We start from the raw sequence: 20,050 nt of genomic DNA on the forward strand, positions 1-20,050 counted from the left end.
GGCTTTGGGTTTGGGGTGCGCTCGGGTGCGCAGCGCGCACCGGGCCACCCCTGTCTGTGCCGTGCCTGCTGTGTTGTGCCGTGCCTTGATCAGGCGGCGGCGGCCGCCGCCGCTTCCCGCGCGGCGGCCCGGGCCTCACCCTCGGCCTGCATCCGCTTCGAGTAGCGGATGGTCCAGAAGATCAGGGACACGAGGAAGCCGTAGATCAGGAACGGGCTGAGGATCACCATGGTGTCGGTGCTCAGCGCGTACGCGAGGACCACGCGCAGCGCGGCCTCGATCAGGTAGGCGACGCCCCAGACGCTGGTCATCGTCTTCATCGCCTTGCGGAAGTCCGGGTACTGCCAGAGGCTGTTGAAGTGCCCCACGCCCTCCGGGGTGCCGTCGGTGCCGAACTTGCGGCCGAAGAAGAACATCAACGGCCGCGGCGCCAGCAGGGTGGCCAGGCACAGCGTGCCGAACAGCCCGGTCACGGCCGAGTCCTTGATGAGCAGGGCGCGGGCCGAGTGGGTACCGACCAGGGTGACCAGGGCCGTGATCACCAGGAATACCAGGGTGACGATGGCGAACTCGTCGATGTGGCGGCGCCAGGCGAGCGAGACGAGGGTGTCCACCACCGGCCAGGCGCTGCTGAGCAGCAGCGCGGCGAACTCGGTCCAGCCCCGCCCGGTGAGGATGTTGTAGGTGACGATCGGTGCGACCACGTTGAAGGCGATGGTCATGATCCAGCCGATGGCGGTGGCCGAGCCGGACCGTGCGGGTGGTCTGGCCTGAGCTGCCGGTGTTTCCTGAACGGACAACGTTCCCCCTGAGGCATGCATGGTGAAGTGCGGTAAGGGGAACGTAAGGAGAAGGGTGAGCCCGGGGCAATGGCGGGGCGCCCCAAATGATCACCAAACTTGCGGACCGTCAGATTCCGGCCACCCGGCGGATGCCTCCCGGTGCGGGGTCAGGCGCGCAGTCCCCGGACGATGAGCGCGGTGACGGCCTCGAACTCCGTGATGATGGTCGGCGAGAGCCAGTCCGCCGCGTACTGCGGGTCGTGGAAACGGCCGGTGGCGTCGAAGACCGCGCGGGCGGCCGCCGGAACGTCCGGCGCGGCCAGTGATCCGGCGGAGACGCCCTCGTCGATGATCCGCGCCAGCTGGTCGATCAGCTGGGTCAGATGCGCGTCCACCACTCCGCTGTTCTCGGCGAGCAGCACCGTGTACGTCGCGAACAGCTCGGGGTCGGCGCCCGCCTTGTGCCGCTTGGCCTCGAAGAGCGCCTCCAGCCAGGACTCCAGCTTGGAGGGGGCGCTCCCGGTCGGAGCCGAGGCGATCTCCTCCAGCATGACCACGCTCCGCGCGAGCCAGCGGTCGGTGACCGCCTCGCGCAGGGCGGCCTTCGACGGGAAGTGCCGGTAGACACTGCCGTGACTGACTCCGAGGGCGCGCGCCACGTCCACCACGGTCGCCTTCGTGGGGCCGAAGCGGCGCAGCACCTCCTCGGTGGTTTCGAGGATGCGCTCGGGGGTCAGGGGTTCGGCAGCTGCGGGAGGCATGTCTACGACCGTACCGGCAGCTCAGTGCTCACTGTCGAGGTGGGCCATCTGCGCCGCCGGGTACCGCTCGCCCGCCGCCGCGCCGGCGGGGACGGCCGCCTCGATGGCCGCCAGATCGGCAGGGGTGAGAACGGTGTCCAGGGCGCCCAGCGCCTCCGCCAGCCGGTCCCGGCGGCGCGCGCCCACCAGCGGCACGATGTCCTCGCCGCGCGAGAGCACCCAGGCGATGGCGGTCTGCGCCACGCTCACTCCCTTCTCGTCCGCCACCTTGCGCAGGGCGTCGACCAGATCGAGATTGCGCGCGAGGTTGTCCCCCTGGAAGCGCGGGCTCATCCCGCGGAAGTCGCCGGGGGCGAGCGCCCGGTCGCGGGCGAAGTGGCCGCTGATCAGGCCGCGGGAGAGCACGCCGTACGCCGTGATGCCTATGCCCAGCTCGCGGGCGGTCGGCAGGATCTCCGCCTCGATGCCGCGCGAGATCAGGGAGTACTCGATCTGGAGGTCGGAGATCGGGGCGACCGCGGCCGCCCGGCGCAGGGTGTCCGCGCCGACCTCGGAGAGCCCGATGTGCCGGACGTGCCCCGCCTGGACGGCCTCCGCGATGGCTCCGACCGTCTCCTCGATCGGGACGTCCGGGTCCACCCGGGCGATCCGGTAGATGTCGATGTGGTCCCGGCCGAGGCGCTGGAGCGAATACGCCAGGAAGTTCTTCACGGCGGCGGGTCGGCCGTCGTATCCGGTGAAGCCGCCCTCGACCGTGCGCAGCGCGCCGAACTTGACGCTGGTGAGGGCCCGGTCCCGGGCGGCGGCCGGTGCGGTGCGCAGCGCTTCGTTGATCAGCAGTTCGTTGTGCCCCATGCCGTAGAAGTCGCCGGTGTCCAGCAGGGTGACGCCCGCGTCCAGCGCGGCGTGGACGGTGGCGATGGACTCGGCGCGGTCCGCCTCGCCGTACAGGGCGGACATGCCCATGCACCCGAGGCCGAGCGGGTGGACGGAGGGGCCGGTGGTGCCGAGGGTGCGGTGGGTGTGCCGGGTCTGCCCGGTCTGCTGGGTCTGCTGGGTCTGTTGGGTGTTCGTCTCGTTCGTCATGACACAAGAATGGCATGACGGGTGACAGATTTCAATATCTGTCACCCGTCATCACTCCTCTTCATTCGAACGGGGTCACGCCGAGGCGATGCGCAGGATCAGTGCCGCGGCCGCGAGCAGTGTCAGCACGGCCGCGGGGACCAGCTCGTAGTGCTTGACCCGCAGGTGGCTGATGACGGCGCCGATGAAGTAGAGGGTCACGCCGGTCGCGGCGGCTATGCCCAGCGGGGTGAACCAGAGCCCGCCGACGAGGCCGACCGCGCCGGCCGCCTTGAGCGCCGCCAGGCGCGGCAGCCAGGAATCGGGAACGCCCACGGCCCGCATGTTCGTGACCACCGGCTCGGCGCGGCGCGCGGTGAGCGTGGCGGAGGCGGTGAGGGTCAGGGCGAGGAGGGTGGCGGTGATCAGGTAAGCGGTGAACATGAAGGACTCCAACGATCGGGGATGCTCAATCATTGAATAGCATCAACGATCGATCGATGGCAATCATTTGCCGACTGTTACGGTGTGGAGATGACCCTTCAGGACGCGCCGGACACGCCGGACGCACTGCCCGGCGAGGACGGCCCCGCTCCGGCGCAGCGCCTGGGCATGCTGCTGGCCTGGCACGGTTCGGCCGCCGAGACCCGGATGCGCCGGGCGCTCAGCGCCGCCGGACTCACCCCGCGCCACGCGATGACCCTGATGCACCTGGAAACGGGCCCCGTGAGCCAGCGGGCCCTCGCCGAGCGGCTGGAGGTGGACCCGAGCGTCCTCGTCGGGCTCCTCAACGACCTGGAGGGCGAGGCACTCGTCGAGCGGCGCCGCGACCCGGCCGACCGGCGTCGGCACAACGTGGCGATCACGCAGGCCGGTTCCGCCGCGCTGAGCGCGACGAACGCCGCCCTCGACGCCGTGGAGCGGGTGCTCTTCGCCGGTCTGTCGGAGCGGGAGCGCGCCACGCTGCGGGAGCTGCTGAGCCGGATCGACACGAACGCCGAGGACTTCAGCTGCGGCGAGTAGTGCGCCCGTCGGTCAGCGGGCCGCGATCTTCTCCAGCGTCCGCGAGGTCCGTACGGCCGTGGCCCGGGCCCAGCGGCCGCTGGTCAGGATCCCCACGACGAGGACGGCCAGCCCGCAGGCCGTGATGATCCACCAGGCGGGCCGGGCCGCGTCCGCGAAGGCGCCGGCCGTGTACGCGTGGCCGCCCAGCCCCGCCGCGAGGACCGCGCCGATGACCGCGACGCCCAGGGTGCCGCCCGTCTGCCTGCTGGTGGAGGCGACCGCGGCCGCCACCCCCGCCTGGGCGCGGGGCATCCCGGAGACGGCGGTGTTGGTGATGGGGGCGTTGACCATGCCGAAGCCGAGCCCGAAGAGCACGTACCCGGCGAAGAGCAGCGGGGTGGAGGCGGCGGCGTCGAAGGCGGCGAACAGCAGCCCGCTCGCGGCCATCGTGACCCCCGCGACGAGCAGCGGCAGCCGGGGCCCGCGCGAGGCCACCAGCCGCCCCGAGACCGGGGCGAAGAGGAAGGTCAGCGCGGCCATGGGGAGCATGTAGAGCCCGGCGTGCAGGGCGGTCAGCCCGCGCACCTCCTGGAGGTACAGGGTGTTGAGGAAGAGGAACCCGGACAGCGCGGCGAAGGCGCTGACCGCGATCACGGTCGCCCCGCTGAAGGGCGCGCTCCGGAAGAACCGGGGGTCGATCAGCGGCTCGGGCCGCCGGGGCTCGTAGACGAGGAGGCCCGCCAGCGCCGCGACCGCCAGCGCCGCGCAGCCGAGGATCAGCGGGGAGGTCCACCCGGCGTCGGGGGCCTCGATGATCCCGTAGGTCAGCGAGCCGAGCAGCAGCATGACGAGCAGCTGGCCCACCGGGTCCGGGCGGCGCGGGTGCCCGGCGCGCGACTCGGGGACGTAGCGCAGGGTCAGCACCAGGGCGAGGAGTCCGACGGGGAGGTTGACCCAGAAGATCGACCGCCAGCCGACCGAGTCGACGAGCAGCCCGCCGATCAGCGGGCCCGCGGCCATCGAGATGCCGACGACGCCGCCCCAGACGCCGATGGCACGGGCGCGCTCCTTCGGGTCGGTGAAGGTGTTGGTGATGATCGACATAGCGACCGGGTTGAGCATCGAGCCGCCGACGGCCTGGATCATCCGGAAGGCGATCAGCCAGCCGAGGCTGGGCGCCAGCGAGCACAGCAGCGAACCGGCGGTGAAGAGCACGAGCCCGGCGGTGAAGACCCTGCGACGGCCGATCCGGTCGCCCGTGGAGCCCGCGAGCATCAACAGGGAGGCCAGGACCAGCGTGTACGCGTCGATCGTCCACTGCATCCCGGCGACGGTGGCGTCGAGCTCGCGGCGCATGGAGGGGAGGGCGACGTTCAGGACCGTGTTGTCGAGGCTGACGATCAGCAGGCTCATGCAGCAGATGGCCAGGATCAACAGGCGACGCCTGGGGCTCAAGTCGTGCATGATGCCGATAGTACGCCTAACTAAACAAGTACGGCACGCGGCGCGGCTGCGCCACAATGGAGGGATGACCACGCTCCCCCCGCCCCTCGCGATCGGCCCGCACACCGTGCAGCCGCCGGTAGTGCTCGCGCCGATGGCCGGCATCACCAATGCCCCGTTCCGCACCCTCTGCCGCGAGTTCTCGGGCGGCAAGGGGCTCTTCGTGAGCGAGATGATCACGACGCGCGCGCTGGTCGAGCGCAACGAGAAGACCATGCAGCTGATCCACTTCGACGAGACGGAGAAGCCCCGCTCGATACAGCTGTACGGCGTCGACCCCGCCACGGTCGGCAAGGCGGTCCGCATGATCGTCGAGGAGGACCGCGCCGACCACATCGACCTGAACTTCGGCTGCCCGGTCCCCAAGGTGACCCGCAAGGGCGGCGGCTCGGCCCTGCCGTACAAGCGGAACCTGCTGCGCGCGATCCTGCGCGAGGCGGTCGCGGGCGCCGGTGACCTGCCGGTGACGATGAAGATGCGCAAGGGCATCAACGACGACCACCTCACCTACCTCGACGCGGGCCGGATCGCCGTCGAGGAGGGCATCACCGCCATCGCGCTGCACGGGCGCACCACCGCCCAGCACTACGGCGGCACGGCCGACTGGGAGGCCATCGCACGCCTCAAGGAGCACGTGCCGGAGATCCCGGTCCTGGGCAACGGCGACATCTGGTGCGCCGAGGACGCCCTGCGCATGGTCCGCGAGACGGGCTGTGACGGCGTCGTCGTCGGGCGCGGCTGCCTGGGGCGGCCGTGGCTCTTCAACGACCTCGTGGCGGCCTTCGAGGGGCGCCCCGAGGACTTCCACAAGCCCACGCTGCGCGAGGTCGCGGCCACGATGCTCCGGCACGCGCAGCTGCTGGGGGAGTGGATCGGCGACGAGGCGCGCGGGGTGATCGACTTCCGTAAGCACGTGGCTTGGTACACCAAGGGCTTCTCGGTGGGTTCGGAGATGCGGCAGAAGCTCGGCGTCACCTCCTCGCTGGCCGAGCTGGACGCTCATCTGAGCGAGCTTGATCTGGACCAGCCCTGGCCGGAGAGCGCGGACGGCCCGCGGGGCCGGACGTCCGGAAACAACCGAGTTGTCCTCCCCGAGGGGTGGCTCAAGGATCCGTACGACTGCGCGGGGGTCGGCGAGGACGCCGAGCAGGACACCTCGGGAGGCTGAGGAAGAGCCCTCCGGGGGCCCCTCCGGCGGCGTGAGATACGCCACGCATGGGTGGGGTTGCGCTCAGATGAGCGCCAATATCACGGGTAAGACTTTCAAAGGGTGGCACTGGGTGCCACCCTTTGTGCGTTCAAGACTTGAACGCAAATGTATCGATGATCGCTCATCCGAGCACGGGCAAGCCTCAGCAGGCCCTTCTCGCTTCGGGATGTGAAGGCTCTTCGTAGGTTCCAGCTACCCACGAGTTACTTTCGATCTCCTGGCGCATGGGTGGTTACAGCCATGTGACCGCCAAGTGGACGTACCCATAAGCCTTCGATCTGGGTATGTTCCTGGCCGTCAGGGCAGCCACCCGAGTCCTCGAGGAGTCGAGACCCGTGTCGGAAAACAAAGATCAGAAGTTCGTTTACGACTTCACCGAGGGCAACCGGGACCTCAAGGACCTTCTCGGCGGCAAGGGAGCCAACCTCGCCGAGATGACCAACCTGGGCCTCCCCGTCCCTCCCGGCTTCACCATCACCACGGAGGCCTGCAAGGTCTACCTGGAGAGCGGCGACGCCCCCGCGGAGCTGCGCGACGAGGTGAGCGCCCACCTGGCCGCCCTCGAAGCGAAGATGGGCAAGAAGCTCGGGCAGTCGGACGACCCGCTGCTGGTCTCGGTCCGGTCCGGCGCGAAGTTCTCGATGCCCGGCATGATGGACACGGTCCTCAACATCGGCCTGTCCGACGAGTCGGTCCAGGGCCTCGCCGCGCAGGCGGGCAACGACCGCTTCGCCTGGGACTCGTACCGCCGTCTCATCCAGATGTTCGGCAAGACGGTCCTCGGGGTCGAGGGCGAGCTCTTCGAGGACGCGCTGGACGAGGCCAAGGCCGCCAAGAAGGTCACCGTCGACACCGACCTGGACGCCGCCGACCTCAAGAAGCTGGTCGCGCGCTTCAAGGAGATCGTCGCCGAGCAGGCCGGCCGGGACTTCCCGCAGGACGCCCGCGAGCAGATGGACCTCGCCGTCCACGCCGTCTTCGACTCCTGGAACACCGACCGCGCCAAGCTCTACCGCCGCCAGGAGCGCATCCCCGGCGACCTCGGCACGGCCGTCAACATCTGTTCCATGGTCTTCGGCAACCTCGGCCCCGACTCGGGCACCGGCGTCGCCTTCACCCGTGACCCCGCCAGCGGCCACCAGGGCGTCTACGGCGACTACCTCACCAACGCGCAGGGCGAGGACGTCGTCGCGGGCATCCGCAACACGGTCCCGCTCGCCGAGCTGGAGTCGATCGACAAGACGTCGTACGACCAGCTCATGCAGATCATGGAAACCCTCGAGACGCACTACAAGGACCTGTGCGACATCGAGTTCACCATCGAGCGCGGTCAGCTGTGGATGCTGCAGACCCGTGTCGGCAAGCGCACCGCGGGCGCGGCCTTCCGCATCGCCACCCAGCTCGTCGACCAGGGCCTGATCGACGAGGCCGAGGCCCTCCAGCGGGTCAACGGCGCCCAGCTCGCCCAGCTGATGTTCCCGCGCTTCGACGAGGGGGCCGCGACGGAGCTGATCGGGCGCGGCATCGCCGCCTCCCCGGGCGCGGCCGTCGGCAAGGCCGTCTTCGACTCCTACACGGCCGTCAAGTGGTCCCGCTCCGGCGAGAAGGTCATCCTGATCCGCCGCGAGACCAACCCGGACGACCTGGACGGCATGATCGCCGCCGAGGGCATCCTGACCTCGCGCGGCGGCAAGACCTCGCACGCCGCCGTCGTCGCCCGCGGCATGGGCAAGACCTGTGTCTGCGGCGCCGAGGAGCTCGAGGTCGACACCAAGCGCCGCCGGATGACCACCGCCTCCGGCGTGGTCGTCGAGGAGGGTGACGTCGTCTCCGTCGACGGCTCCACCGGCAAGGTGTACCTGGGCGAGGTACCCGTCGTACCGTCCCCGGTCGTCGAGTACTTCGAGGGCCGCATGCACGCCGGCGCCGACGACGCCAACGAGCTCGTCGCCGCCGTGCACCGGATCATGGCGTACGCGGACCGCGTCCGCCGGCTGCGGGTGCGGGCGAACGCCGACAACGCCGAGGACGCGCTGCGCGCCCGCCGCTTCGGCGCCCAGGGCATCGGCCTGTGCCGCACCGAGCACATGTTCCTCGGCGAGCGCCGCGAGCTCGTCGAGAACCTGATCCTGGCGGACACCGACAAGGAGCGCGAGGAGGCACTGAGTGCCCTCCTGCCGCTCCAGAAGAAGGACTTCGTCGAGCTGTTCGAGGCGATGGACGGGCTCCCCGTCACCGTCCGCCTGCTCGACCCGCCGCTGCACGAGTTCCTGCCCGACATCACCGAGCTGTCGGTGCGCGTCGCCCTCGCCGAGTCCCGCAAGGACCACAACGAGAACGACCTGCGCCTGCTCCAGGCCGTGCACAAGCTGCACGAGCAGAACCCGATGCTGGGTCTGCGCGGCGTCCGCCTCGGCCTGGTCATCCCCGGTCTGTTCGCCATGCAGGTCCGGGCGATCGCCGAGGCCGCGGCCGAGCGCAAGAACGCCAAGGGCGACCCGCGCGCCGAGATCATGGTCCCGCTCGTGGGCACCGTGCAGGAGCTCGAGATCGTCCGCGAGGAGGCCGACCAGGTCATCGCCGACGTCGAGGCCGCCACCGGCACCAGCCTCAAGCTGACCATCGGCACGATGATCGAGCTGCCGCGCGCCGCGCTGACCGCCGGTCAGATCGCCGAGGCCGCCCAGTTCTTCTCCTTCGGTACGAACGACCTGACCCAGACGGTGTGGGGCTTCTCCCGCGACGACGTCGAGGCCAGCTTCTTCACCGCGTACCTGGAGAAGGGCATCTTCGGGGTCTCCCCGTTCGAGACCATCGACAAGGACGGCGTCGGCGCCCTGGTCCGCAGCGCGGTCCAGGCGGGCCGGGCGACCCGCCCCGACCTCAAGCTCGGCGTGTGCGGCGAGCACGGCGGCGACCCCGAGTCGGTGCACTTCTTCCACGAGGTCGGCCTCGACTACGTCTCCTGCTCGCCCTTCCGGATCCCGGTGGCGCGCCTGGAGGCGGGCCGTGCCGCCGCCGAGTCGAAGGGCAGCGACAGCCGCTGACCCCCCTCACGGCGTGAACGCCGTACCGCGCGCCCCGAGCGCGCGGTACGTGCCGTCCGCGCCCCCACAGACCGCGCCTGCCCCGGGTTCCCTGACGCCCTGGGGTGGGCGCGCCCTGCGTTGTGCGGAAGTGCGCCGCGAAGAAGCGCGGTGTGAAGAAGCACATTGTTCAACAAGTTTTTACGTCAGCAGGCGGTGGACGGATCCCCACCCGTCCACCGCCTGCTGACAATCTGCCGGGCACGTCGGCGCTTCCCGGTGCGACCGACCGCCAGGCCCCGCAAAGCCCCCCACGGCCTTCGCGGAGCGTTTCGGTCGCGCCGGAGTGTGCCCGGCGGAGTACAGGATTTCGGTTGTCACACCCCCGCCGAAAGGGGTTTCAACTGTGGCCGAAAGGGCGTGGTGACGTCGTGTGACGGCATGCATACTCATGGGGCGGGGGGATTGCGGTTGCACAGGTGGGGGTTCGGTGCTTCGTATCCATTTCACTGGAGTGGACCTGGCACGCGTACGGATGGCAGGGCGTCCCGATGCGTTGTGGGAAACGATTCTCAGTTTTCACCGCTTAAGAGACCGGCGTGACGTCCGGTTGTTCGGTGAATGGCGTACAACAACGCGGAGCAGGTTGAATAGTGAAACACGTGTGCTGGGCGCACTCATACCGAGTCGCGGCTATTTCCCCGATTTCCTGACCCCGGTCGAGGGTCAGTACGGATGGGACACGGGGCTCGACGCACTGCGCGGGATCAGGCCCGAGCGGATGCGCAGGGAACTGCACGTGCTGGGCCAGGGGGCACCGCCCTCGCCCCGGCTGCGCGACTTCGCCGACGACGCGGCGCGGCACCTGCCGCGGCTCATGGACGAGCTGCGCGGGTACCACCGGGCGGCCGTGGAGCCGTACTGGACGCACATCCAGGCCCAGATCGAGGCCGAGCGGGCCGCCCGGGGCCGCGCGCTGCTGGACGGCGGCGCGGACGAACTGCTGGCCTCGCTGCCGCCGATGCTGCGGTGGCGGGCGCCGGTGCTCGAGTGCGACTACCCGGTGGACCGGGACGTCAGGCTGCGCGGACGCGGTCTGCTGCTCCAGCCGTCCTTCTTCTGCCGGCGCACGGCGGTGACCCTGCACGACCCGGAGCTGCCGCCCGTCCTGGTCTATCCGGCCGCGGCGCAGCTCGCCTCGGCCCAGACCGGCGGCGAGGCGGCCCGGCCCGTGGAGGAGCAGCGCCAGCGGACCCTGGGCAAGCTGGTCGGGCACACCCGCTCGGTGGTCCTGCGGGCCATCGGGGACGGGGCGACGACCAGTGAACTGGCCCGCCGGGCCGGGGTGTCGCTGGCCTCGGCGAGCCAGCACGCCTGCGTGATGCGGGAGGCGGGCCTGGTGACGACCCTGCGCCGGGGGAGCGCGGTCCTGCACACCGTGACCCCGCTGGGCGCGGCCCTGCTGAAGGGCGGCGCGGTGGCCTCGTAACGGCTTCCGGGGGCCCTGCGGGGCTCCCGGAGCCCCGAACTCCGGGCCGGGGCGGGGCGGCCGGGCCCGCCCCGCCCGGGGGCGCGGAAACTCCCCGGAAATTTCTTTGCCGGGCAGCGATGAGTTTCCCGCGGGCCCGCCGTCTACCTCTCGTAAGCACCGGACACCTGCTCCGGACACCCGCGGCGCGCACCGGCGCACCACGGGCCGCACGAGCCACGCGAGAGAAGCGAACCCGAGATGTCAACGATGATTTTCGTCAATCTGCCGGTCAAGGACCTGGACGCGAGCAAGGCGTTCTGGGCGAAGCTCGGCTACACCTTCAACGCCCAGTTCAGCGACGAGAACTGCGCCTCCATGGTCATCAGCGACACCATCGTCGCGATGCTCCTGACCGAGGCCCGGTTCAAGGACTTCACGCACAAGGCCATCGCCGACACGGCCACCACCACCGAGGTGCTGGTGTGTCTGAGCGCCGAGAGCCGCGCCGCCGTCGACGAGCTGGTCGACGGGGCCGTCGGGGCGGGCGCCACCGAGCCGCGCGCCCCCCAGGACCACGGCTTCATGTACGGCCGGGCCTTCGACGACCTCGACGGCCACACCTGGGAGATCATGTGGATGGACCCGGCGGCCGTCCAGGGCTAGGCCGTCCAGGCCGGGACCGCGGCAGAGGCGGCGGGTGAGGTCGCGGGTGAGGTCGCGGCGGTCCGTACGGGGTACGTCCGGACCGCCACCTCCTCGTCGTCCAGGCAGCGCCCCGTCGCCAGGTCGAAGCGCTGCTTGAGCAGCGGCGACGCCACGAACGGCCGCCCCTCCACGCACCCCACGAGCCCGCGCGAGAGCACCTGGGCCCCGGTGAAGGGGTCCTGATTGCCGATCGCGTACGTACGGCCCGAGCGGTCGACGAACACCGCGGCCTGGGTGCCGTCCGGCAGCAGGGCCGCGACCCCGCGCCCCGGCGTCAGCGCCGTGTACTCGCACACCGTCAGCCAGCCTTCGGACACCTGCAGTTCGACGGTCATCGTGCGCCTCCCAGGGGCTCAAGGGTCAGGAACGTCAGGTCGGGCTTGACCTGGTCGCGTTCCGCGACGAACTTCACGGTCGGGTCGGGGGCGCCGGGCGCGTTCACGAAGGACACGAACCGCCGCAGCCGCTCGGGGTCCTCCAGGGTCTCGGCCCACTCGTCCCGGTAGTGCGCCACATGGGCGGCCATCAGGGACTCCAGCTCCCCGCACAGCCCGAGCGAGTCGTGGACGACCACGTCCCGCAGGTGCTCCAGGCCGCCCTCCAGCCGCTCCAGCCAGGCGGAGGTCCGCTCCAGCCGGTCGGCGGTGCGGATGTAGAACATCAGGAACCGGTCGATGAGCCGGACCAGTTCGGCGTCCGACAGGTCCTGGGCCAGCAGATCGGCGTGGCGCGGGGTGGCCCCGCCGTTGCCGCCGACGTACAGGTTCCAGCCGCTCGCGGTGGCGATCACCCCGAAGTCCTTGCTCTGCGCCTCCGCGCACTCGCGGGCGCAGCCGGACACCGCCGACTTGAGCTTGTGCGGGGCGCGCAGGCCGCGGTAGCGCAGCTCCAGATCGATGGCCATGCGCACGCTGTCCTGGACGCCGTAGCGGCACCAGGTCTGTCCCACGCAGGACTTCACGGTGCGCAGCGCCTTGCCGTAGGCGTGCCCGGACTCGAAGCCGGCCTCGACGAGGCGGGCCCAGATCCGCGGGAGCTGGTCGACGCGGGCGCCGAAGAGGTCGATGCGCTGACCGCCGGTGATCTTCGTGTAGAGGCCGAAGTCGCGGGCCACCTCACCGATCACGATCAGCTTGTCCGGGGTGATCTCGCCGCCGGGGATGCGGGGGACGACCGAGTACGAGCCGTTGCGCTGGAGGTTCGCGAGGAAGTGGTCGTTGGTGTCCTGGAGCGCGGCCTGTTCCCCGGCCAGTACGTAGCCGGGGGCGCCGACGGTCGGGGCCAGCGAGGCGATGATCGAGCCGATGGCCGGCTTGCAGACCTCGCAGCCGTTGCCGCCGCGCGCCGCTTCCCGGCCGTGGCTGTCGAGCAGGGTGTCGTAGGAGGTCACGCGCAGGGTGCGGACGATCTCGTACAGCTCGGCGCGGGTGTACGGGAAGCAGGCGCAGAGCCCCGGGTCGGCGGCGGCCGGGAGCAGCTGGCCGATCACCTTGACGCAACTGCCGCAGCCGGTGCCGGCCTTGGTGCACTTCTTCACCTCGGGCAGGGTGGCGCAGGCGGTGATGGCCTTCTTGGTGACGTTGTGGCAGGAGCAGATGACCGCGTGGTCGGGCAGCGAGGCGGGCCCGAGCTGGACGGCGGAGCCGATCCCGGCGGGCAGGACGAGCTGTTCGGGTGCGGCGGGCGGCACGCTGCCGGTCAGCGGCCGCAGCAGCCCGTAGGAATCGGCGTCGCCGACCAGGACCCCGCCGAGCAGGACGCCGTCGGGGGAGACGACGAGCTTCTTGTAGATCCCGGAGCGGGAGTCGGAGTAGACGACGTCGAGGGAGCCGGGGGTCGCGCCGTGGGCGTCGCCGAAGGAGGCCACGTCCACGCCGAGCAGCTTGAGCTTGGTGGAGAGGTCGGCGCCGGTGAACTCCTTGTCGCGGCCCAGCAGGTCCTCGGCGGCGGTCTCGGCCATCTCGTAGCCGGGCGCGACCAGGCCGTAGACCCGTCCGTCGGTGGCCAGCGCGCATTCGCCGATCGCGTAGACCCGGGGGTCCGAGGTGCGGCAGCGGGCGTCGACGGCGATGCCGCCGCGCTCGCCGACGGCCAGTTCGGCGGCGCGGGCGAGCTGGTCGCGGGGGCGGACCCCGGCGGAGAAGACGACGAGCTCCGTCTCCACGGACGAGCCGTCGGAGAGGGACATTCCGCTGACGGAGCCGTCCGCTCCGGTCAGCACCTCCTGGGTGCCGACGCCGGTGTGCACGGTCAGTCCCATCGACTCGATGGTGCGCAGCAGGGCCGCGCCGCCCCCGTCGTCGATCTGCGCGGGCATCAGCCGGGGCGCGAACTCCACGATCCGGGTGGCCAGTCCGAGCCCCTGCAGGGCGCCGGCCGCCTCCAGGCCGAGCAGGCCGCCGCCGATGACCGCGCCGCTGGTGCGCCCCTTGGCGTACTCCTCGATCGCGAGGAGGTCCTCGATGGTGCGGTAGACGAAGCAGCCGGGGGCGCCCTTGCCGGGCACCGGCGGCACGAAGGGGTAGCTGCCGGTCGCCAGGACGAGGACGTCGTACGGGAAGACCTGCCCGGAGCGGGAGGTGACCGTGCGCGCCGCCCGGTCGATGTGCTCGGCGGGGTCGTCCAGGTGCAGCTCGATGCCGTGGTCGGCCATGAATCCCGCGGGGGTCAGGGACAGGTCGTCGGCGCTGCTGCCGGAGAAGTACGAGGTGAGGTGGACCCGGTCGTAGGCCGGGCGCGGCTCCTCGCAGAGCACGGTGATGCGGTGGGTGGCCGTCGCGCCGCGCTCGGCGAGCGCTTCGAGGTAGCGCTGGCCGACCATCCCGTGCCCGATGAGCACGATGGCGGGGGTGGGCGTCGTGGATGCGGCCATGTTCAGGAGCCTCCGTCGTCGGTGAGCAGGTGGGAGAGGTCGTCGTGCGCGCGCAGGATCTCGTCGCCCTCCCAGGTGCGGGCGAGGGCGCCCACGGTGGAGAGTTCGCCGAGCAGGACCCCGCCGACCAGGCGGTCGCCGCGGACGACGACCTTGCGGTAGGTGCGCCGGGTGGCGTCGGCGAGCCGGAGCACGTCGTCCCCGGGCAGCGGGGTGGTCTCGCCGAAGGCGGCGAGGTCCAGGGGGCGCGGGCCGGAGGAGAGGGTGAGCCGGGTGAGGGCGCGGGTGCCGGTGTAGTCCGGCCGCGCGGAGCCGGCCGGAGCGCCGCCGGTGAGGAGGGCGGCGAGGGCGTCGGCCTGTTCCAGCGCGGGTCCGGCCAGGCCGTACACCCGGCCCGCGTGCTCGGCGCAGTCGCCGATGGCGTGGATCCGCGGATCGCTCGTCCGCAGCCCGTCGTCGACCACGACGCCCTTGCGCACGTCGAGCCCCGCGGCCTGCGCGAGGCCGGTGCGGGGACGTACCCCGCAGGCCAGGACGACGAGATCGGCCTCCAGGTGGAGGCCGACGGCGAGGTCGACGCCCGTGACCCGGCGGCCGGCGCCCTGCGCCCGGGTGGTCAGGCCGCGCACCCGGCACTCGGTGTGGATCTCGACGCCGAGTTCGCCGAGGTGGGTGTGGAGCAGGGCCGAGGCGTCCTCGTCGAGCTGGCGTTCCATCAGCCGGGTGCCCTGCTGCGCCAGTACGACCCGGACGCCGCGTTCGGCGAGGGCGCGGGCGGCGGAGACCCCGAGGAGGCCCCCGCCGATGACGACCGCGTTCAGCCCGGGGCGGGCGGTGATGGCGCGGTCCAGGGCGAGGCAGTCGTCCATGGTGCGAAAGGCGTGCACCCCGTCCGGGAGGTCGCGGCCGTCGGGCTCGAACAGGCCGCGCAGGGGCGGCAGCACCGGGTTGGAGCCGGTGGCCAGGACCAGGGTGTCGTAGCGGTGCGCGCCGCCGTCGTCGCAGTGGACGGTGCGGTCGGCGCGGTCGACGCGTACCGCCCGCACGCCCCGGCGCAGCGCCGCGCCGGGGGCGGGGAGGGCGGTCACCTCCGGCGCGTACCGGCCCGCGAGGACCTCGGCCAGCAGCACCCGGTTGTAGGGGACGTGGGGTTCCTCGCCGAGGATCGTCACCGCCGCGTCACCGCCGAGCCGGGCCGCGAGCCGCAGGCCCGCGAGGCCGCCGCCGATCACCACCACGTGCTGTTGCGAGGTCATGGCGTCAGCCTGCGCGCCCGCTGTTTCCCTGCCGCATCGCCTCTGTTACCCGGACGGAACGCGCACCTCAGCACCCGGGCCGGGGGGCCGTGAGGCCACGGGCGGCCCGGGTTAAGGGGCCGTGAGGCGTTCCTCAAGGCCGCCTTAAGGATCATCCGGAGGGGGTTTCGGGCGCCTAGCGTGGCCCGCATGCGAGATGCGGCGGGACGGGGCACGGCGGTGGGCGCGCGGACGCGCGGCGGGCTGGGGGCGGCCCTGGGCGCGGGCCGGACGGGCGTCCTGAGCGCGGACCGGGCGGTCGGCGGGGCGGGCGTCATGGCCGCGGGCGGCACGGCGGTCCGGGTCCGTGGCGCGCTGGGCGCCGGGGCCGTGCTGGTGGTCCTGCTGTGGGCCGTGCAGGTGCGCCCCTCCGCCCGCCCCGACGCCCTCTTCGCCACCGCCGCGCACCTCACCGGCCTGCTCGCCGGGTACGGGGTCCTCGTCATGCTCTTCCTGATGGCCCGGGTGCCCGCCGTCGAACACGGGGTGGGCGCCGACCGGCTGGCCCGCTGGCACGCCTTCGGCGGCCGCCACGTCCTGCTGCTCTGCGCCGGCCACGCCCTCTTCGCGCTGCTGGGGTACGCCGTCCACGGCGGGCTCGACGTCCTGACCGCGGCCCGGGACCTGATGGGTTACCCGGCGCTCGCCGCCGGGGCCGCCGGGACCGGGCTGCTGGTGTGCGTCGGGGTGACCTCCGCCCGGGCGGTACGCGGCCGGGTCTCCCACGAAACCTGGCGCGGGGTGCACCTGCTGGCCCACCTCGCCGCCGCGCTGGCCTTCCTCCACCAGCTCGCGGGCCCCGACCTGCGCCCCGTCACCTGGTTCTGGGCCCTCGCGCACACCGCGGTCGCGGTCCTGCTGCTCTGGTACCGGGCCGTGGTGCCCGTACGCCAGGCCCTGCGGCACGCGCTGCGGGTCCTGGAGGTGCGGGACGAGGGGCCCGGGGTGGTGTCCGTGGTCATGTACGGCGCCCACCTCGCGGAACTGCGCGCCGAGCCGGGCCAGTTCCTGCGCTGGCGGTTCCTCCAGCGGCGGCTCTGGCACACCGCCCTGCCGTTCTCCCTCTCGGCCCCCGTCCGGAACAACACGCTCCGGATCACCGTGAAGGCGCTGGGCGGCCACACCCGCCGGATCCGCAGGCTGCGCCCCGGCACCCGGGTGCTCGCCACCGGCCCCTTCGGAGCCCTCACGGCGGCCCGCCGGACCCGGCCGCAGGTGCTGCTCATCGCGGGCGGGGTCGGGATCACCCCGATGCGGGCCCTGTTCGAGACCCTGCCCGGGGGCCCCGGGGACATCACCCTGCTCTACCGGGCCCGGGCCGAGGAGCACCTCGTCCTGCGGTCCGAGCTGGAGGCCATCGCCGCGGAGCGCGGGGCCCGGCTGCACTACCTGCTCGGGCCCTCGGGCGCGGCCTACGACCCGCTGGCCCCGCAGGCGCTGGCCGACCTGGTGCCCGGTCTCGTGGAGCACGACGTCTACCTGTGCGGGCCGCCGGGGATGGCGGAGGCGACCCGGGCGGCGCTGCTGCGGGCCGGGGTGCCGGGGGGACGCGTCCATGTGGAGTGCTTCAGCTCCTGAGACTCGCGTTTCTGATGCCCGCCCCTGATGTTCCCGCCCCGAGAGGCCACCGCTCCATGCGTCACCCGCTGCACGTCGCCCTGCCCGTCGCCGGGCCGGTGTCCGCCGCCCCGCCCGCCCGGTCGGCCGCGCGGGCCCGGGCCCGGCACCGCAAGCCGCCGGTGCGCTTCGCGCTGCCGGGCGCGCTGGCCTCCGTACCGGCGGCGTTGGCCTCCGTACCGGCCGCGCGCCGGGTCGCGGCCGGGCTCGGGCTGGCCAGTGTGCTCGCCGCGACGGTGCTGACAGCGGTGGTGGAGCCGTCCGCTCCGGCGGCCCCGGACCGGAGCCCCGCTGGTCAAAGCTCAAACCTTGCGCAAGTTTCGCGGGATTGATGGCCCTTGCACCCACCGGATCCATAAGGTCGGGCCGTGCCTGACATATCAACGACCATGATCATCGTGCTGTGCGTGGCCGCGGCCGCGGCGGGCTGGATCGACGCGGTGGTCGGCGGCGGCGGACTGCTGCTCCTGCCCGCCCTGATGCTCGGCCTCCCGGCGAACGTCCCGCTGACGCACGCCCTCGGTACCAACAAGGCGGTGGCCATCGTCGGCACCACGGGCGCGGCGGTGACGTACGCCCGCAAGGCCCCGGTCGACGTGCGGATCGCACTCCGGATCGGGCTGGCCGCGATGGCCGGGGCCGGGGGCGGGGCGCTGCTGGCGGGCATGTTCAGCAAGGACACGATGCGTCCGGTGATCATGGTGGTTCTGCTGCTGGTCGCCGGGTTCGTGATCTTCCGCCCCGGCTTCGGCTCCGCCCCGGCCACCGGACCCGTCAGTCGTCGGCGCGTGGTCGCCGCGATCGGGCTGGCCGGTCTCGGCATCGGCTTCTACGACGGGCTGATCGGCCCCGGCACCGGCACCTTCCTCGTCCTCGCGCTGACGGCGCTGCTCCACCTCGACCTGGTCACGGCCTCCGCGACCGCCAAGATCGTGAACGTCGGCACCAACGCCGGGGCGCTCGCCGTCTTCGCCTCCAAGGGCGAGGTGATGTGGGAGCTGGCCGCGCTGATGGCGGTGTTCAACCTGATCGGCGGGATGGCGGGCGCCCGTATGGCGCTGAAGAAGGGCAGCGGGTTCGTGCGGGTGGTGCTGCTGACCGTGGTGTCCGCGCTGGTCGTCAAGCTCGGCTTGGAGCAGTGGGGCTGAGGCCCGCGGTGGTGGGGCCGAGCGCTTCCCGGCGGGAGGCCGCCGGCTCCTGCCGGGTGGCGGTGAGGTGGGCGAAGACCACCACGTTGCCCTGGTAGCCGGTGCGCGGCGAGAAGGCGCCGCCGCAGGTGATCACGCGCAGTTCGGCGCGCGGCGCGGGCCCGTAGACCAGCCGGTCCGGGAACGCCCTGGCGTCGTAGACCTCCACCGCGTGCACGGTGAACACGGCGGTACGTCCGTCCTCGCGGGTCACCTCGATCAGCGCCCCGCGGCGCAGCGCGCCCAGCCGGTAGAAGACCGCCGGGCCGGTGGCGGTGTCGACGTGCCCGGCGATGACGGCGGTGCCGACGGAGCCGGGAGTGGTGCCGTCGCGGTACCAGCCGGCCAGCTCGCGGCGGCCGGGCGGCGGGGCCTCGATGCTGCCGTCGGCCTCCAGGCCGAGCCCGGTCAGGGGCGCGTCCACCCGGATGGCGGGGATCCGGATCCGCCGGGGCGGGGAGCCGGGGAGCGGCGCGGCGTCCCCGGGGCCGAGGGGCTTCGCGGTGAGGGCGTCCGCGGGGGAGGGCCGGGGCGGGTGCACCGGCTCGGCGGAGCCGCTGGTGACCAGCCAGATGCCGAGGCAGGCGGCGAGCGCGACGAGGCCGCCGCGACCGGCGCGGGGGCTGGGGCGGGGGCTGGGGTGGGGGCTGGGGTGACGGTGGTGGCTGGAGGTGCGCATGCGTGCCCCCTTGCTGCCGGTGTCTGTCTGTGGTGCGGGTGTTTCGTGGTTGCAGTGGTTGCAGTGGTTGCTGTGGTTGTTGGGGCGTGTCAGTAGTGCCCGGGATGCCCGGGATGGCCGTGGTGGCCGTGGTGGGCTCTCGGGCGGGTGGAGGGTGTCGGTGGCCGTCGCCCGGCCCCGCGAACGGGGGGGACCTCGCGGGAGCGGGCGACGGCGGGGCGGTACCGGGCGGACCGCGGCGCGAGCCGCGGTGGGCGTCCGTCAGCTCCGCGTGCCGCTCGCCCGGCGACGCAGGAGCCAGGTACCGCCGACGGCGGCCACGGCCAGCACTGCCGCTCCCGCCGCGATCTTGGTGGGGTCGGCGGTGGTCGTCGTACCACCGCCCATTCCGGTCCGGACACGGCCCTGCGGGCCGTGCTCGGTGACGACCAGGTCGCCGGTGGCGAACTTGCCGTCCGCGCAGGTCGCGCCGATCTCGTAGGTGCCGGGCGCGGTGTCCCGGGACACCTGGAACTGGCCCACGACCACCCCCTTGCGGGTGCCCGGCGTCAGCGTGAACCTGCCGCCGCCCACCGTGGACGCGTCCCCCTCGGCGTGGCTGCCGTGCCCGCAGGCGGAGGTGTTCACGGTGACGGTGGCGCCGGGGGCGGCCGACTTGGGCCAGACCTCCAGCTGCGCGAAGTCCCCGGGTGCGAAGCTCCCCACGCCGAAGTCCGCTGCGGCCACCGCTCCCGCGACCGGACCGGCGAAGGCGACGGCGGTCAGTGCGGTGGCGGTGAGCACGTGGGCGGTGCGTCGGCGCATGGGGGCTCCTGGGAAACGGGGTCGTGTTCCGAGGTAAGCCGGGGTGCGTGCCGGGCGCCTCCTGATGG

Annotated in this window: 18 protein-coding genes; 8 read left to right on the forward strand and 10 right to left on the reverse strand. The window is 72.4% G+C overall.

Going from position 1 to position 20,050, the window contains the following annotated elements:
- Positions 1-89: 89 nt before the first annotated feature.
- From ABT084_RS17000 to ABT084_RS17015, 4 genes are all read right to left on the reverse strand, one after another.
- Positions 90-722: a VC0807 family protein gene (locus ABT084_RS17000; RefSeq protein WP_351043977.1), complete on the reverse strand. Its 633-nt coding sequence runs from the start codon at positions 720-722 to the stop codon at positions 90-92.
- Between the two features lie 227 nt (positions 723-949).
- Positions 950-1,543 carry a TetR/AcrR family transcriptional regulator gene (locus tag ABT084_RS17005; RefSeq protein ID WP_351043980.1) on the reverse strand — a complete coding sequence of 198 codons (594 nt, stop codon included), beginning with the start codon at positions 1,541-1,543 and terminating at the stop codon, positions 950-952.
- 21 nt (positions 1,544-1,564) lie between these two features.
- The gene (locus tag ABT084_RS17010; protein WP_351043983.1) at positions 1,565-2,629 is read right to left on the reverse strand and encodes an aldo/keto reductase; all 1,065 of its coding nucleotides are present in this window, start codon (positions 2,627-2,629) and stop codon (positions 1,565-1,567) included.
- A gap of 75 nt (positions 2,630-2,704) precedes the next feature.
- Entirely contained in the window at positions 2,705-3,052 is a 348-nt protein-coding gene (locus ABT084_RS17015) for a DoxX family protein (protein WP_351043986.1), read from the reverse strand.
- A 90-nt stretch (positions 3,053-3,142) separates the two neighbouring features.
- On the opposite strand from ABT084_RS17015, the gene ABT084_RS17020 reads away from it, so the two are divergent.
- On the forward strand, positions 3,143-3,631 hold the full coding sequence (locus ABT084_RS17020) for a MarR family winged helix-turn-helix transcriptional regulator (protein WP_351043989.1): 489 nt from the start codon (positions 3,143-3,145) through the stop codon (positions 3,629-3,631).
- 12 nt (positions 3,632-3,643) lie between these two features.
- Here the strand turns inward: ABT084_RS17020 and ABT084_RS17025 are convergent, their stop codons facing one another.
- On the reverse strand, positions 3,644-5,077 hold the full coding sequence (locus ABT084_RS17025) for an MFS transporter (RefSeq protein ID WP_351043992.1): 1,434 nt from the start codon (positions 5,075-5,077) through the stop codon (positions 3,644-3,646).
- A 64-nt stretch (positions 5,078-5,141) separates the two neighbouring features.
- Here ABT084_RS17025 and dusB point away from each other — a divergent pair, with 64 nt between their 5' ends.
- The 4 genes from dusB to ABT084_RS17045 all read left to right on the forward strand — a co-directional run bounded on the left by dusB (position 5,142) and on the right by ABT084_RS17045 (position 11,486).
- Positions 5,142-6,284 carry a tRNA dihydrouridine synthase DusB gene (gene dusB / locus ABT084_RS17030; RefSeq protein ID WP_351043994.1) on the forward strand — a complete coding sequence of 381 codons (1,143 nt, stop codon included), beginning with the start codon at positions 5,142-5,144 and terminating at the stop codon, positions 6,282-6,284.
- A 377-nt stretch (positions 6,285-6,661) separates the two neighbouring features.
- Positions 6,662-9,373, forward strand: a complete 2,712-nt coding sequence (gene ppdK, locus ABT084_RS17035; protein ID WP_351043996.1) for a pyruvate, phosphate dikinase — start codon at positions 6,662-6,664, stop codon at positions 9,371-9,373.
- A 469-nt stretch (positions 9,374-9,842) separates the two neighbouring features.
- The gene (locus ABT084_RS17040; protein ID WP_351043998.1) at positions 9,843-10,841 is read left to right on the forward strand and encodes an ArsR/SmtB family transcription factor; all 999 of its coding nucleotides are present in this window, start codon (positions 9,843-9,845) and stop codon (positions 10,839-10,841) included.
- 240 nt (positions 10,842-11,081) lie between these two features.
- Complete coding sequence (locus tag ABT084_RS17045; protein ID WP_351044001.1) at positions 11,082-11,486, forward strand: VOC family protein; 405 nt, start codon at positions 11,082-11,084, stop codon at positions 11,484-11,486.
- Here the strand turns inward: ABT084_RS17045 and nirD are convergent.
- Genes nirD through ABT084_RS17060 form a run of 3 tightly spaced genes read right to left on the reverse strand, consistent with a single transcriptional unit; the run spans position 11,483 to position 15,656 of the window.
- The gene (gene nirD, locus ABT084_RS17050; protein ID WP_351044004.1) at positions 11,483-11,863 is read right to left on the reverse strand and encodes a nitrite reductase small subunit NirD; all 381 of its coding nucleotides are present in this window, start codon (positions 11,861-11,863) and stop codon (positions 11,483-11,485) included. The two genes, ABT084_RS17045 and nirD, sit on opposite strands and share 4 nt — an antisense overlap.
- The gene (gene nirB, locus ABT084_RS17055) at positions 11,860-14,400 is read right to left on the reverse strand and encodes a nitrite reductase large subunit NirB (RefSeq protein ID WP_351044007.1); all 2,541 of its coding nucleotides are present in this window, start codon (positions 14,398-14,400) and stop codon (positions 11,860-11,862) included. The genes nirD and nirB overlap by 4 nt, the downstream gene beginning before the upstream one ends.
- Before the next feature lie 2 nt (positions 14,401-14,402).
- On the reverse strand, positions 14,403-15,656 hold the full coding sequence (locus tag ABT084_RS17060) for an NAD(P)/FAD-dependent oxidoreductase (protein ID WP_351044009.1): 1,254 nt from the start codon (positions 15,654-15,656) through the stop codon (positions 14,403-14,405).
- Positions 15,657-15,845: 189 nt separating this feature from the next.
- Here ABT084_RS17060 and ABT084_RS17065 point away from each other — a divergent pair, with 189 nt between their 5' ends.
- Genes ABT084_RS17065 through ABT084_RS17075 form a run of 3 tightly spaced genes read left to right on the forward strand, consistent with a single transcriptional unit; the run spans position 15,846 to position 18,460 of the window.
- Positions 15,846-17,273 carry a ferredoxin reductase family protein gene (locus ABT084_RS17065; RefSeq protein ID WP_351044012.1) on the forward strand — a complete coding sequence of 476 codons (1,428 nt, stop codon included), beginning with the start codon at positions 15,846-15,848 and terminating at the stop codon, positions 17,271-17,273.
- Positions 17,274-17,329: 56 nt separating this feature from the next.
- Positions 17,330-17,644, forward strand: a complete 315-nt coding sequence (locus tag ABT084_RS17070) for a hypothetical protein (protein WP_351044015.1) — start codon at positions 17,330-17,332, stop codon at positions 17,642-17,644.
- A gap of 36 nt (positions 17,645-17,680) precedes the next feature.
- Complete coding sequence (locus ABT084_RS17075) at positions 17,681-18,460, forward strand: sulfite exporter TauE/SafE family protein (RefSeq protein WP_351044018.1); 780 nt, start codon at positions 17,681-17,683, stop codon at positions 18,458-18,460.
- On the opposite strand, the gene ABT084_RS17080 is transcribed toward ABT084_RS17075, so the two are convergent.
- A complete protein-coding gene (locus ABT084_RS17080; protein ID WP_351044020.1) occupies positions 18,432-19,178 on the reverse strand; it encodes a class F sortase in 747 nt (248 codons plus the stop codon). The genes ABT084_RS17075 and ABT084_RS17080 overlap by 29 nt on opposite strands.
- Before the next feature lie 261 nt (positions 19,179-19,439).
- Positions 19,440-19,982 carry a GVDTG sorting domain-containing protein gene (locus tag ABT084_RS17085; protein ID WP_351044023.1) on the reverse strand — a complete coding sequence of 181 codons (543 nt, stop codon included), beginning with the start codon at positions 19,980-19,982 and terminating at the stop codon, positions 19,440-19,442.
- Positions 19,983-20,050 lie beyond the last annotated feature (68 nt).

Source organism: Streptomyces sp. NPDC002138 (genome assembly GCF_040296485.1).
Lineage (GTDB): Bacteria > Actinomycetota > Actinomycetes > Streptomycetales > Streptomycetaceae > Streptomyces.